This is a genomic window from Siminovitchia acidinfaciens, assembly GCF_003605385.1.
Classification (GTDB): Bacteria; Bacillota; Bacilli; order Bacillales; family Bacillaceae_C; genus Siminovitchia; species Siminovitchia acidinfaciens.
The window spans coordinates 517,180-532,420 of record NZ_QYTV02000003.1; the positions used below are offsets into that span (position 1 = coordinate 517,180).

The window sequence follows — 15,241 nt, forward strand, 5'->3', positions numbered from 1 at the left end:
TTCATCTTGATTTTTTGCCTGAGTACTTTAATTATACAGGTTACGAAAGAGAGGCGTTGTAAAAATGGACCATGAGAAGAAAATATTTTCCATAGAATGGGCCGGACGGGAATTAACTGTTGAAATTGGACAGCTCGCGAAACAGGCCAATGGGGCGGTACTTATCCGCTATGGAGATACAGCTGTTTTATCAACAGCTACTGCTTCGAAGGAAGCAAAATCCGTTGATTTTTTTCCACTGACTGTCAATTATGAAGAAAGGTTATATGCAGTGGGTAAAATACCTGGGGGCTTCATTAAACGGGAAGGGCGTCCAAGTGAGAAAGCAATATTGGCAAGCCGCTTAATTGACCGCCCAATCCGCCCGCTTTTCGCGGACGGTTTCCGTAATGAAGTGCAAGTTGTAAGTATAGTTATGAGTGTAGATCAGAACTGCTCATCAGAGATGGCGGCCATGTTCGGCTCGTCTCTGGCGTTGACGATTTCTGACATTCCGTTCGAAGGTCCTATCGCCGGGGTAGTTGTCGGTCGAGTGGATGGGAAGCTTATTATTAATCCAACTGTTGAACAAATGGAGCAAAGCGATATCGATTTAATTGTCGCAGGCACAAAAGACGCAGTCAATATGGTTGAGGCCGGCGCAGAAGAAGTGCCCGAAGAAACGATGCTTGAGGCAATCATGTTCGGCCACGATGAAATTAAACGCCTGATTGCCTTCCAGGAAGAGATTGCTGAACAAGTTGGAAAAGAAAATAGAGAAATTGAACTGTATGAGGTTGATTCCGAGCTTGAACAGGAAGTTCGTTCAATGTGCGAACAGTCCCTTGTTGCAGCTATTCAAGTTGAGGAAAAACACGCAAGGGAAGATGCAATCCAGGAAGTCAAGAAGGAAGTTCTTGACAGTTTTTCGGAGCGTGAAGACGCCGATGATGAATTGATAAAACAAGTGAAGCAAGTTTTGGATAGCCTTGTAAAAGAAGAGGTCCGTCGCTTGATCACTGTTGAAAAGATTCGTCCGGATGGGCGGAAACCGGAAGAAATCAGGCCTATCCAGACCGAAGTACATTTATTGGCCAGAACCCATGGTTCAGGATTATTTACCAGAGGTCAAACCCAGGCGCTAAGCATCTGTACCCTCGGTGCTCTAGGTGATGTTCAGATTTTGGATGGACTTGGAATTGAAGAGTCAAAAAGGTTCATGCACCATTATAATTTCCCTCACTTCAGTGTAGGTGAAACAGGTCCGATCCGTGGTCCAGGCCGCAGGGAAATAGGACACGGCGCACTTGGTGAGCGGGCGTTGGAACCTGTCATTCCTAGCGAAGCTGATTTTCCATATACTATTCGTCTCGTATCAGAAGTGCTGGAATCTAACGGGTCAAGTTCACAGGCGAGTATTTGCGCAAGCTCACTGGCCATGATGGACGCAGGTGTACCAATTAAGGCACCGGTAGCAGGAATTGCCATGGGATTGGTAAAATCGGGTGAGCATTATACGATTTTGACCGATATCCAAGGCATGGAAGACCACTTGGGTGACATGGACTTCAAAGTCGCGGGGACGGCACAGGGAATCACAGCTTTGCAAATGGACATCAAAATTGCAGGTTTGTCGCGTGAAATCCTTGAAGAAGCATTGCATCAGGCAAAAGAAGGACGCATGTTCATTCTTGAAAAAATGAACTCTGCGATTTCCGAGCCGAGAGAACAACTTTCTCCTTATGCGCCGAAAATTCTTACGCTCCATATCAATCCTGATAAAATCAGGGACGTTATTGGACCAAGCGGGAAGCAAATCAATAAAATTATTGAAGAAACCGGCGTGAAAATTGACATTGAACAAGATGGAACAGTGTTCATTGCTTCTGCTGATCAGGAAATGAACGAAAAAGCCAAGAAGATTATTGAAGATCTCGTTCGTGAAGTAGAGGTCGGCCAAATGTATATGGGTAAAGTGAAACGAATTGAGAAGTTCGGTGCTTTTGTGGAAATTTTCCCCGGTAAAGATGGTCTTGTCCATATATCCCAATTGGCTGAAGAAAGGGTCAATAAAGTGGAAGACGTTGTTTCCATTGGGGACGAACTTCTGGTGAAAGTAGTGGAAATTGATAACCAGGGAAGAGTAAATCTTTCCCGTAAAGTTGTTCTTAAAGAACAGAAAGAAAAAGAAAAGCAAAATCAAGAAAAAGAGTAATTTTGAAAAAGGTGTAAGCGCCAAGTCTGCTTCGCAAGCATAGGACAACTCCCATTTAGGGGCTTGGCGCTGAAACTGGACATTGAAAAAGCCAGGTAATCCTGGCTTTTTTTAAGTTTAAAAATGTATGCGTTTTTATTGAAATGAAAATTCTTTGAGGAACTCCTGCTTTTAAGAGGCAGGGATCCTTGTTCTATCTTGTCCATTTTCCTCATAATATTGGTTGAAGGAGGAAATGGTCGTGATGAAAACAAAACACTTGCTAGGTTTAGGGCTTATTGCTATTCTAGCAATATTGATTGTTAATAATCCTTATACAACAATCTATTTGAATGGGCTGGTCAATGATCCCCAATTGGTAAATTCCCATCAGGATGAATTATATGAACAGATTGAAATTGCTGCTGAAAAATATTATACGCCCCCCCAGGATGCCAAAATAGACAGGGTTTGGAAAGCGATGCCTGGGTATAATGGGATTAAAGTAGATATCAAAGCATCATACAAAAAAATGAAAAGTGGGACTTTTGATTCCCGTAAGCTTGTATTTAAGCAAATTCCCCCAAAGGTTCATTTGGACGATTTGCCCACGGCTCCAATTTACAGAGCCCATCCGGAAAAACCGATGGTCAGCTTTTTAATCAATGTGGCCTGGGGAAATGAATATTTACCTTCCATGCTGACAACGTTAAAAAAACATAACGTTCAGGCGACATTCTTTTTGGAAGGCCGCTGGGTGAAAGAAAACCCGGAACTTGCCAAGATGATCGCCGCTGATGGACATGAATTAGGTAACCACTCATACACCCACCCAAAGATGGAAATACTTGGAGATGCAAAAACGCGGGAAGAGATCATTAAAACAAACGAAATAATAGAGGCCACCACAGGGGAAAACCCTGTTTGGTTCGGACCACCCGCTGGTGGTTTTCGTGACAAAACTCTCCAGATTGCCAGTGACCTAAACATGAAAACAGTCTTGTGGACGGTTGATACAATCGACTGGCAAAAGCCCTCTCCGGAAACGATTATAGAGCGGGTAATCACCAAGGTCCACCCCGGAGCAATGATATTAATGCATCCGACGGATTCAACGGCGAAAGCGTTGGATCGGCTTATAGAGCAATTAAAAGATAAAAACTTAAGGATTGGGACTGTTACAAAATTAATGGATGAAGAACATATCATTAAATTAGATCAGCAAATGGATAAATAAGCGTCGGCCGGTCCCGTCTGTCCGTTGATGGACAGTCGCTTCCGCTTTTCTAATGTCTAGCTACAGCGCCTATCAACTAGCAGACTTCGCGCCTCCTTCTACGATAAGTCAACATCGGCTCCTTCGTCGCCGTGTTTCCTTTATCTCGTCGGAGTCACTCCAGTCTGTACGTTGATGGACAGTCGCTTCCGCTTTTCTGATTGTCTAGCTGCAGACGGCAGGGGCTCGAGGTCGCTTCGGCCTAGCCAATGAAGTCAAAGAACGACTTCACTGGCTAGTCCTCCAGCGCTTGTCGCCCCTAAGCAGCCGTCTTCCGCTTTTCTATACACCATGAACAGGAGGAACTTCAGTGATTAGTAAATATACATGCCAAAACGGAGTCCGAGTCGTATTAGAGAATATACCTTCTGTCCGCTCGGTTGCTATCGGTATATGGGTGGGAACAGGTTCCCGTGACGAGCTTCCGGAAAATAACGGCATCTCTCATTTTCTTGAACATATGTTTTTCAAGGGTACAGCAACCCGGAACGCAAAAGAGCTTGCCGAGGCTTTCGATTCCATCGGAGGACAAGTAAATGCGTTTACTTCAAAGGAATATACCTGCTACTATGCCAAGGTACTTGATAATCATTCACTGTATGCATTGGAAACTTTGGCGGATATGTTTTTTAACTCCACCTTTGCAGAAGACGAGCTGAATAAAGAAAAAAATGTAGTCTGTGAAGAGATTAAAATGTATGAAGATGCTCCTGATGACATCGTCCATGATCTGCTGAGCAAAGCGGCATACGAAAATCATCCACTAGGATATCCGATTCTAGGAACAGAGCAGACATTGTCTACATTTACAGGTGACACATTAAGGGCCTATGTTGAAAAGATGTATACGCCGGAAAATATTGTAGTATCTATAGCAGGAAATATTGATGAAAATTTCATTAAAGAGGTTGAGCGTCTTTTTGGATCCTTCGAAAGAAAGGGCGGTCACCAAGCTGAAACATCGCCTGTCTTTAAATCAAATCATGTTACAAGACAGAAAGATACGGAGCAGGCTCATTTATGCATCGGTTTTGAGGGCTTGTCAATTGGACATCCTGATATATACAGTTTAATCGTCATGAATAATATTTTTGGAGGTAGCATGTCTTCCCGCCTTTTTCAAGAAGTGCGTGAGGAGAGAGGTCTGGCTTACTCTGTTTTCTCATACCATTCATCGTATAAAGACAGTGGAATTGTCACCATTTATGGCGGTACAGGAGCCAATCAGATCGATGAGCTTTTCGAAACGATTAACAATACGCTTGACCAGTTGAAAAGGGACGGTATTACTGAAAAAGAACTAAGGAACAGCAAAGAGCAATTAAAAGGAAATTTGATGCTTGGCTTAGAAAGCACAAACAGCCGTATGAGCAGAAACGGAAAAAATGAATTATTGTTGAAACGGCACAGGACTCTGGATGAAATCGTGGATGAAATAGACCGCGTTAGCATCCAAAGTGTAAATGAGCTGGCAGCACGTATTTTTACAGACCAATATACGCTTGCTTTGATCAGCCCCGAAGAAAAACTATTATTACAAACAAGTTAAATTTAGAAGCAGCAGGTGGAAGAAAAATATTCCACCTGCTTTTGTTGTTTCTTATTCGTTGCGGGCGGAAGGGAAGGCTGCTGGACATAGATTATATTTAAATCGTTGATTTTTATTCTGATTCCTATAATTGAATAACATGTTGATGAATGTGATGATGCCGCATATATAGACGCCATTCACTTTTGTTCATTCTAAAATTAATGAACAGGCTATATATTTTAGTAAGGGCGATGATGAATAAGGAGGTGTATTATGCGGCTAAGCGAGCTGGGCGGCAAAGAAATAGTTGATTTTAAAAGAGCGGAACGAATGGGGGTATTGGGACAGACCGACCTGGAGATAAACAGTAACACAGGTGAAATTAATCACTTGATCATTCCCACTGGGAAATGGATTAGAAAAAATGGCGGCGAGATTAGGGTGCCATGGAGAAATATACGAACAATCGGAACAGATATGATCATCCTGGAGGTTCCCGACAATTAGAATGAAAAGCAGGATTCCTTTACCGGCGCTAACGAAAAATGGCAGCCGGTTTTTTATCTTTGATGGCCGGAGCGCTGGATCCCGCTGCAATCGGTATTTCTTCGCAGTCTTAACAGTCGTTATGCTTTCAGGCGTCGTATCTGCCTTTTTGATCGGTCCGTATAATGCTACCCTTGGGCTATCGCGAGGACCGTAAAGGTAAGTTCATTAAATGTATCACACCGGAATCTAAAGTTTACAATCATATTCATTTGTTGGATCATGCTTATTTATTTGCATTGCAGCTCTTCATTTAATCATCAATGAAACGAGATGCTGGTCCTCTTATTTTTAGAGTGCTTATGTCCAAGCACTCTATTTTTTATGGGAACATACAATATTGTTGCGGAGAGGTTCAGCATGAGCGAAAGAAGGTGATGCAACTTTGATGTTGACCGATATGCAGATAGTTGTCATGGGCGGAGATGCAAGACAACTGGAGATTATTAGAAAACTGACGGAACTGGATGCGAAAATATATTTAGCCGGTTTCGAACAACTTGAACAGCCTTTTTCCGGAGCTGTGAAGGAAAAGCTCCATGACCTTAATTTTTCACATATAGACGCCATCATTTTGCCTGTACCAGGAACGAGTCTGGAAGGGGAAGTCGAAACGATTTTCTCCAGTGAAAAAATTGTTTTTACAGAAGAAATTCTTCATCAGACCCCGTCTCATTGCACCATTTATTCAGGAATCAGTAATAGATACTTGGACGATATTGCAAAAAAATCTAAAAGAAAGCTAATAAACCTGTTTGAAAGAGACGATGTAGCCATCTACAATTCGATTCCCACCGTTGAAGGCACAATCATGATGGCCATACAAAATACAGACATAACGATCCATCAGTCTTCTATCGCTGTACTGGGACTCGGGAGGGTTGGAATGAGTGTTGCCCGTACATTTTCGCTTCTGGGAGCCAAGGTGAAAGTAGGGGCAAGAAAAAGTGAACATATTGCAAGGATTACGGAAATGGGACTACAGCCGTTTCATTTAAGTGACTTGCGAAATGAAGTCAATAATATTGATATTTGCATTAATACTGTTCCTTATCCAATAGTCAACGCTGCGGTTATCGCCCAAATGCCGTCGCACACCCTCATTATCGATTTGGCATCCAAGCCGGGCGGAACGGACTTTCGTTATGCAGAAAAGCGCGGCATCAAAGCACTCCTTGCGCCTGGGCTTCCGGGAATTGTCGCACCGAAAACAGCGGGACAAATTTTGGCAAACGTCCTCGCACAATTATTGGGAGAAGAGCTCGAAAGCCGAAAGGGGAAATAATGATGAGTTTAGAAGGTAAACGGATCGGTTTCGGTTTAACCGGATCACATTGTACGTATGACGCGGTCATACCGGAGATTGGAAAGCTGGTGGATGCCGGGGCGGAGGTCGTGCCTGTTGTGACCTATACGGTGAAAAGTACGGATACCAAGTTTGGAGAGAGCGATGATTGGATTGGCAGAATTGAAAATGCTGCCGGAAGGAAGGTCATTGATTCGATCGTCGATGCGGAACCGTTAGGTCCAAAAATGCCGCTTGATTGTATGGTTATTGCACCTCTAACAGGAAATTCAATGAGTAAATTCGCTAACGCGTTGACTGACTCTCCGGTTTTAATGGCTGCCAAGGCAACCTTGAGGAATAGAAAGCCTGTAGTTTTAGGCATCTCCACTAATGATGCCCTTGGGCTGAATGGAGTCAATCTTATGAGGCTCATGGCTGCCAAAAACATTTATTTTATTCCATATGGCCAGGATGATCCAGAAAAAAAGCCGACCTCGATGGTAGCGCGTATGGAGATGCTTCCTGCGGCAGTGGAAGCTGCAATTAACGGCTATCAGCTGCAGCCTGTGATTATCGAAAGGTTCAGGGATTTTTCGTAAAAGAAAGTATAACTTGTTAGAGGAAACTTTATTTATAAGTAGCTTTTCTATGTCCAGCTTCGACGGACAGGAGGTCTTAGTGCCACCGACGCGCAGGAAGTGCCAGAGCAAGCGAAGCGACGGGGTGTCGCACTATGAGCCTGTCAAAGCCACATGACAAGGAAAGCTTCGGCAGTGTTACATCGCACGAAGGAAAAACGTGAGCTTTTTCGAGGATGTGGCGATCTGAGGCGGCCAGCGGCCTAGCCCTCGAGATCTCAAACTTGCAAGGAAGATTATGCTCCTACGGCACAGCCTAATCGGAGAAGCCTATGGAACATCATAGCAAAGCTGCATGAGGCATAATCGGAGATGCACACGATGAAATTTAAGTCAGCAGGTTGGCTGAAGAACTTCCTCCTTAGGAATCGTCTTGTTTGCCCGTGCTAAGCAAGGCGCTTGCGCTTTTCTTAAAAAATGGGAAAAGAAGGATGATAATATTCTTTCTTTTCCCGTCAATTCAATCTTTTGTATAAAATGATTCCGATAGCTCACTAAAGTATGGTAAAATGATATTTATTGAAATAATCCTAGGGAACCTGAATTCAGGGAAGTATGGATTAGGAGGAGAGTCTTTCAAATGGAAAAAACTACAGGTTATCATGTCGCCATTATGGGAGCGACTGGAGCAGTTGGGCAGCAAATTTTAAAGACTTTGGAAAGAAGAGATTTTCCAATAGGTAAATTAACGTTGCTGTCATCCGCTCGATCAGCAGGTAAACAAATCCAATTTAGAGGAGAAACTCTCACGGTAGAGGAAGCTGTTCCTGAATCATTCGAAGGAGTAGACATCGCTTTATTCAGTGCCGGAGGCAGCATATCCCAGAAGTTTGCGCCCGAAGCAGTAAAGCGTGGTGCTATTGTTATAGATAATACAAGTGCATTCCGTATGGATCCGGAAGTACCGCTTGTTGTACCAGAAGTGAATGAGGCTGCTGTAAAAGAACATAAAGGACTCATTGCAAATCCAAACTGTTCTACCATTCAAATGGTGGCAGCACTTGAGCCAATTAGGGAAGCTTTTGGGTTGAACAAGGTAATAGTATCTACTTATCAGGCGGTATCCGGTGCAGGTGCCCAAGCGATAGATGAGTTGAATAATCAAACAAAATCAATTCTGAATGAAGAAGAGATCAAACCTGAAATTCTTCCAGTAGGCGGAGCAGACAAACATTATCAAATTGCATTTAACGTCATACCGCAAATCGATCAATTCACTGACAATGGATATACATTGGAAGAATTGAAAATGATTAATGAAACAAAAAAAATTATGAATCTGCCATCCTTGAAAGTGGCAGCAACTTGTGTCCGGCTTCCGGTCGAAACAGGCCACTCTGAGTCAGTTTATATCGAAATTGGACAAAATGACGTGACTGTTGAAGATATTAAAAAAGTACTTTCAACAGCGCCAGGTGTGACACTTCAAGACGATCCGAGTGAGCAGGTTTATCCGATGCCAGCAATGGCTGCAGGTGAAGATGATATATTTGTCGGCAGGATTCGCCAAGATTTGGATGAAAAAAATGGTTTCCATTTGTGGATCGTATCTGACAACTTGCTTAAAGGCGCAGCTCTCAATACGGTTCAAATAGCGGAAAGTCTTGTTAAATTAGGTATAGTATCAACGCCGCAGCACAGTTAAATTTTAAATCGGGGTGTTAGAATGAAAGTAGTAGTCCAAAAATTTGGCGGAACATCCGTAAAAAACAATGAATCACGTGCGCATGCAAAAAAGCATATCCAAAAAGCGGTTGAAAACGGAAATAAGGTAGTCGTGGTCGTATCGGCCATGGGGCGCAAAGGCGATCCTTATGCAACGGATACTTTATTGGGACTGATTGGAGACAAAAAGTCAACACTATCCAACAGAGAGAAAGATATGCTGGTCTCCTGCGGCGAGACAATCTCAAGTGTTGTATTCACGCATATGTTAAATGAAAAGGGGATAAAAGCTACTGCGATGTCAGGTGCGCAGGCAGGGTTTGTAACGAATGCTGATTATACTAACGCTAAAATCTTAAAAATGAACTGCGAACGGCTTAAAGGCGAACTTAAAACATATGATGTAGTCGTTGTCGCCGGATTCCAAGGAGCGGCTGAAAACGGCGATATAACAACAATCGGCCGCGGTGGAAGTGATACGTCTGCAGCTGCTCTTGGAGCTGCACTCAATGCGGAGTTCATCGATATTTTTACAGACGTTGAAGGAATGATGACCGCCGACCCGCGAATAGTAAAAAAGGCACGTCCACTTTCCGTTGTCACATATGACGAAGTGTGCAATATGGCTTATCAGGGAGCAAAAGTCATTCATCCGCGCGCGGTGGAAATAGCAATGCAGGCCAAGATTCCATTAAGGATCAGATCAACTTATTCTGATTCCCCTGGGACACTTGTCACTACATTGGACAGAAAAAACCAACAGCCAGAGGTTCGTGATCAGCTTGTGACCGGGATTGCTTTTCTGGAAAATATTTCTCAGATTAAAGTCTCAGCCAAAAAAGGGCAGTATAACTTTCAATCGGAAGTATTTAAAGCAATGGCCAATGCGAACATCAGCGTGGACTTCATCAATATTTCACCTACAGGCGTCGTTTATACGATCCCTGAAGATACGGTGGAACGGGCTGTCGCCGAATTGAATAAGGTCGGTTATGAACCTGTAGTGGAACGCCAATGTGCAAAAGTTTCGATTGTCGGCGCAGGAATTACTGGAGTCCCTGGTGTTACAGCTAAAATCGTAACAGCCTTGGCTGAAAAAGAAATTCGGATCCTTCAATCAGCCGACAGTCATACTACCATTTGGGTACTGGTTGAAGGAAACGAATTAGTGAATGCAGTGAATGCATTGCATGATGCGTTTGAATTGCAAAATGATAAAATTGAATATGAATTATATGATTGAGGTGTAAGGGTATGGCTCAATTTGGCAGGGTATCAACGGCAATGGTGACACCCTTTGACAATAAGGGAAATATTGATTTCCAAAAAACTTCTAAGCTTGTGAACCATTTAATCAGTAATGGTACTGATTCTCTAGTAGTGGCCGGAACAACCGGTGAATCCCCCACTTTGACTACTGAAGAAAAGCTTGCACTTTTCGAGCATGTGGTCAAAGAGGCTGCAGGGCGTGTTCCTGTCATAGCCGGTACAGGCAGCAACAATACGTATGCGTCCATCGAGTTGACTAAGAAAGCTGAAGAGCTTGGTGTCGATGCTATTATGTTAGTTGTACCGTATTATAACAAACCGAACCAGGCCGGGATGTATAGACATTTTGAGGCAATTGCTGCGTCAACAAAATTGCCTGTCATGCTTTACAATATACCAGGAAGATCATCCGTCAACCTATTGCCTGATACTGTTATTGAACTGTCAAAAATTGATAATATCGTTGCAGTCAAAGAGGCGAGCGGCGATCTTGACGCCATGGCAAAAATCATAGCCAATACAGACGACAACTTTATGCTGTACAGTGGCGATGATGCTTTTACACTGCCAGTGCTGGCCATTGGCGGAGTGGGAGTCGTTTCTGTCGCCAGCCATGTGATCGGAGAAGAGATGCAGGAAATGGTTCATTCCTTCTTGGATGGAGACAATAAGACAGCGGCCATTATTCACCAGCAGCTGCTTCCGCTCATGAGGGGCATCTTCAAGGCGCCTAGCCCAGGTCCTATCAAGACGGCATTACAGCTTACCGGATTTGATGTAGGCTCTGTACGTCTGCCACTTGTTCCTCTATCCGAAGAGGAAAGACTAGATCTGCAAACGGTATTGAATACAACGAAAATATCAAACGAATAGATACGAATGCGAAAACGCCTTGGTCAGCGCGGGCAAGCATAAGGCGATTCCCGAGGAGGCAGAGCTTTGCGGCGAGCTGAATAATATTTATTCGAATAGCGCATCCTGTGTCGCAGTTAGCCGTATAAATTGTAGTAACAGTAACAAATCCCCTGGCAAAGAGACCGTACTCTTTTGCCAGGGGATTATTTTATAATAGCAGGTGACTTACCGGAGTTGAATGCAGGAAATAATATAATGATTGTTGTTCCTATATCAACTTTACTTTTAATTTTCATTGTGCCGCCGTGATTTTTTATGATCCGGTTACAAATCATCAACCCCAGTCCCGTACCTTTTTCCTTGGTACTGTAAAAGGGCTCACCCAAATTGGGGATGCGTTCTTCAGGGATTCCTATTCCATTATCAATGATTTTCGTCACGATTTGGTCGCTTCTTGTCTTAATAGCTGATACTTGAATTTTTCCACCGTCGGGCATGGCCTCAATGGCATTCTTAAGTAAATTGATATAGACCTGTTTTAACTTATTCGCTTCACCCTCTATGAAGAGGTCGGATATTTCAATATCTATCATAATTTCTACATTATGAAGGAGGGCTTCTGATTTAAATAGATCGACAGTCTCTTTCAATAATAATCCGATATCCACCTTTTCCGTTTTTGAAGGCTGCGGTTTAGCCAATATTAATAAATCGCTTACAATATCTTCTATTCGTTCCAATTCGCTTAACATCACTTCCAGATAATCGTTATTGTCCTCTTTTTTTAATAACTGCGTAAAACCTTTAATGGCTGTAAGGGGGTTTCGTATCTCATGGGCTATACCGGCAGCGAGTTGCCCGACAACCGATAACTTCTCTGTCCTATGCATGATTTCCTCTGTTTTCTTCTGCTCGGTCAGGTCCCTGATCAAAATTTGAAAAGTATCCCTTTCTTTATATTTCGTGGGAATCAACTTGACTTGAACATATTTTTTCAGCCCATCATGCCTGGCTACCGTAAGCTCGAAAGGTTCTTTAAATCCATTTAGCAAGATCTGGTTCTCTGTTTCTTTGTAGGCAGCGGGGTAGACAAAATCAAAAATCGATTTACCGATAATCTCTTCTTTTCTAGTTACGCCAAAAAGCTTTTTGCCCGTATTATTGATATAGATCCAATGACCGCGCTTTGTTATGATTCCAACGGTATCCTGAAAGTTCTCGACTAGCAAACGGTACATCTCTTTGTTTTCTTCCAATTGGGCTTTTGTTGCAGTCTGTGCTGTCACATCTCTTGAAATACAGGAAAACCCTTTTATTTCATTTTCGTGACAATAGGGGATAAGCGTAGTTTCAAGCCAAATGTAATCACCTTCTTTTTTGCAGAACCGATAGTTGACCGTTTCATAAGATTTGGTAAAACAAATGTTTTCCAATTTTTTTCTATCATCAGGGTGAGAGAAGTCGAAGAGGCAGGTATTAAGAAGTTCCTCCGGTTCATATCCGAGCAAGGGAAACGAAGTCGGGGAAACATATGTGAAATCTCCGTTAATAGAGTGAAATGAAAATAGAGTATCAGAGTATTGAATGAATGAACGATAAATCTCAAGCTCTTGGAGCAATGTCCCGTTATTCATAATAAGCCTCCTATTTTGTCTATGAAATACAAATGACACAATTATTGAAATTGTATCATATTTAAAGAGTTTTTTTTACATTGAGCTTTTGATTTAATTTATAACAAGTGCTATATTCCGTATTGGTTGAACATGGAATTCACAATCAAGTATAATGAATTGTAACTGATGAAGATCGGGAATATACATCATGGGAGGAATAAATATTTTGACTAAAGTAAAAAATGACAACATAAAAATAATCCCGCTTGGAGGAGTGGGTGAAATTGGAAAAAATATGTATGTCATCGAAATTGATTCGGATATTTTTATCATTGATGCCGGATTGAAATTTCCAGAAAATGAAATGCTAGGCATCGATATTGTTATACCGGACACAACGTGGCTGGAGGAACAAAAAGATCGGATCAAAGGGATATTTTTAACACATGGACATGAAGATGCAATTGGTGCACTTCCGTATGTCTTGCAAAAGATCAATGCACCTGTTTACGGTACAAAGTTGACAATTGCGCTGGCAAAGGAAAAAGTGAAAGAATTCGGATTGAAAACGACAAGCCGCTTTCATACAGTCAAATCAAACTCGAGGATAAAGTTTGAACGGACGGTTGTCACTTTTTTCCATACAACCCACAGTATCCCTGATTCTGTAGGAATAAGTTTACAAACATCTGAGGGGAAAATTGTCCATACAGGCGATTTTAAATTCGATCAGGCAGCAACTGAATTGTACCGTGCAGAAATCGGAAAGATGGCAAGTATCGGAGATTCCGGAGTTCTTTGTCTATTATCCGACAGTTCTGAAGCAGAAAATCCTGGATTTACAACTTCAGAAGCAGTTACGGGAAGGGAACTTTCCAATACATTCCATACCGCTCAAGGAAGAATTATCGTTGCCTGTTTCGCTTCCAATTTCATAAGGATTCAGCAAGCCCTTGATGCTGCATATGAGAATGGCAGAAAAGTGGCAGTTGTAGGAAAAAGCATAGAGCGTAGCTTTGAAATCGCCCTTAAGCTGAACTACCTTTCCCTGGCATCAGACGAGCTTATGGTGCCAATCAGCGATATACCTAAATACGATGATAATGAAATAGTCATCATTTCAACGGGTACAATGGGAGAGCCATTTGAAGCATTGCAAAAAATGGCAAGGCAAAATCATAAACAGATTAATATCAAAAAAGGTGACACCGTCTTGATCACAGCCACTCCTTCACCTGGGTTGGAAACATTCATGTATAAAACGATTGACCTATTATACAGGGCTGGAGCGGTAGTAAGTACGCCGTACTTTAAAATTCATGTTTCAGGCCATGGAAGCCAAGAAGATCTCAAGTTAATGCTTAATTTGATGAGGCCGAAATTTTTTATTCCAATTCAGGGTGAATACCGGATGCTTTTCTCACATGCTAAGCTTGCTGAACAAACAGGCTTAAATAAAGATCAAATTTTTATTCCGGGCAATGGGGAAGTCGTTGAATACAAAAACGGAAAAATGTCTCCCGGAGGAAAAGTAACTGCAGGAAACGTCTTGATTGACGGAATCGGGGTTGGAGATGTTGGAAACATCGTACTTCGGGATCGTAAGCTGCTTTCCCAGGATGGAATTTTCACGGTTGTAGTCACCCTCGATAAAAAGAACAAGAAAATTGCATCTGGACCAGAGATCATTTCCAGAGGGTTCGTTTACGTAAGAGAATCGGAGAAACTGATCGATGAGTCAACGAATATCGTTCGTACAATAGTTGAACATGCCATCTCTGAAGGTTCTTTTGATTGGTCGGGGATCAAACAGGATATCCGCGACAGGTTAAACCAGTTTTTATATGACCAGACAAAACGGAGACCGATGATTTTACCGATAATTATGGAAGTATAATAAGGAATTTGTAAGGCCGTCCAGGAAAATCAGTTAAAACTGATTTTCTGGACGGCTTTTTTTGAATATAAGAAGTCAAAGTTTAAACAAGAATTTGGAACAAAGCATGTCATTCTTTTTTCAAGAAGCCCAGTTTTCCTTTAGTAACAGGCTTTGGTCGGAGGCAGAAGTATGGTTACTTAGAGGTTTTCTAAGCGACCCGAGTGGCGGAAAAATTGCTAAGACTATTATTAAAGCTGATTCTAAGCGATCAAAACTGCGAAAAAAACGCTACTGTCATAAGAGAAGCCCAAAGGATGAACTTTTTTGTTAGGAACTGAAAATGGTGGTAACCAATCTACGGTGTTGTTTAAAGGGCCATCTTTTTGTATTAAGAAAAGCAAAAGTAGGATGCATTCCATGGTGCAGGTGTAGCGCAATTAGTTTTTGAATGAAATCGTTCAAGAGGATGAATACTAATCCCAATTACCTTTTGATTTGGGAGGAT

General features: G+C 42.2%; 11 protein-coding genes. 10 read left to right on the forward strand and 1 reads right to left on the reverse strand.

Annotation, left to right across the window (positions count from 1 at the left end):
* Positions 1 to 64: 64 nt before the first annotated feature.
* The 9 genes from pnp (at position 65) to dapA (ending at position 11,259) form a co-directional block, all read left to right on the forward strand.
* On the forward strand, positions 65 to 2,194 hold the full coding sequence (pnp, locus tag D4T97_RS09820) for a polyribonucleotide nucleotidyltransferase (protein ID WP_126050124.1): 2,130 nt from the start codon (positions 65 to 67) through the stop codon (positions 2,192 to 2,194).
* 244 nt (positions 2,195 to 2,438) lie between these two features.
* Positions 2,439 to 3,410 (forward strand): polysaccharide deacetylase family protein, encoded by a 972-nt coding sequence (locus D4T97_RS09825; protein WP_126050284.1) that lies wholly within the window; start codon positions 2,439 to 2,441, stop codon positions 3,408 to 3,410.
* Between the two features lie 349 nt (positions 3,411 to 3,759).
* Positions 3,760 to 4,998: a M16 family metallopeptidase gene (locus D4T97_RS09830; RefSeq protein ID WP_126050126.1), complete on the forward strand. Its 1,239-nt coding sequence runs from the start codon at positions 3,760 to 3,762 to the stop codon at positions 4,996 to 4,998.
* A 255-nt stretch (positions 4,999 to 5,253) separates the two neighbouring features.
* Positions 5,254 to 5,487, forward strand: a complete 234-nt coding sequence (locus D4T97_RS09835; RefSeq protein ID WP_126050128.1) for a YlmC/YmxH family sporulation protein — start codon at positions 5,254 to 5,256, stop codon at positions 5,485 to 5,487.
* A gap of 427 nt (positions 5,488 to 5,914) precedes the next feature.
* Positions 5,915 to 6,811: a dipicolinic acid synthetase subunit A gene (gene dpaA, locus D4T97_RS09840; RefSeq protein ID WP_126050130.1), complete on the forward strand. Its 897-nt coding sequence runs from the start codon at positions 5,915 to 5,917 to the stop codon at positions 6,809 to 6,811.
* A 2-nt stretch (positions 6,812 to 6,813) separates the two neighbouring features.
* Positions 6,814 to 7,413: a dipicolinate synthase subunit B gene (gene dpaB / locus D4T97_RS09845; protein WP_126050132.1), complete on the forward strand. Its 600-nt coding sequence runs from the start codon at positions 6,814 to 6,816 to the stop codon at positions 7,411 to 7,413.
* Positions 7,414 to 8,032: 619 nt separating this feature from the next.
* On the forward strand, positions 8,033 to 9,097 hold the full coding sequence (gene asd, locus D4T97_RS09850) for an aspartate-semialdehyde dehydrogenase (protein WP_126050134.1): 1,065 nt from the start codon (positions 8,033 to 8,035) through the stop codon (positions 9,095 to 9,097).
* A 21-nt stretch (positions 9,098 to 9,118) separates the two neighbouring features.
* Complete coding sequence (dapG, locus tag D4T97_RS09855) at positions 9,119 to 10,360, forward strand: aspartate kinase (RefSeq protein ID WP_126050137.1); 1,242 nt, start codon at positions 9,119 to 9,121, stop codon at positions 10,358 to 10,360.
* 11 nt (positions 10,361 to 10,371) lie between these two features.
* Positions 10,372 to 11,259, forward strand: a complete 888-nt coding sequence (dapA, locus tag D4T97_RS09860; protein ID WP_126050139.1) for a 4-hydroxy-tetrahydrodipicolinate synthase — start codon at positions 10,372 to 10,374, stop codon at positions 11,257 to 11,259.
* Positions 11,260 to 11,444: 185 nt separating this feature from the next.
* On the opposite strand, the gene D4T97_RS09865 is transcribed toward dapA, so the two are convergent.
* Entirely contained in the window at positions 11,445 to 12,875 is a 1,431-nt protein-coding gene (locus tag D4T97_RS09865; protein ID WP_126050142.1) for a PAS domain S-box protein, read from the reverse strand.
* A gap of 208 nt (positions 12,876 to 13,083) precedes the next feature.
* Between D4T97_RS09865 and D4T97_RS09870 the strand changes: the two genes are divergently transcribed.
* Positions 13,084 to 14,754, forward strand: coding sequence for a ribonuclease J (locus D4T97_RS09870; RefSeq protein WP_126050144.1), 1,671 nt, complete (start codon positions 13,084 to 13,086; stop codon positions 14,752 to 14,754).
* The last annotated feature ends 487 nt before the right edge of the window (positions 14,755 to 15,241 follow it).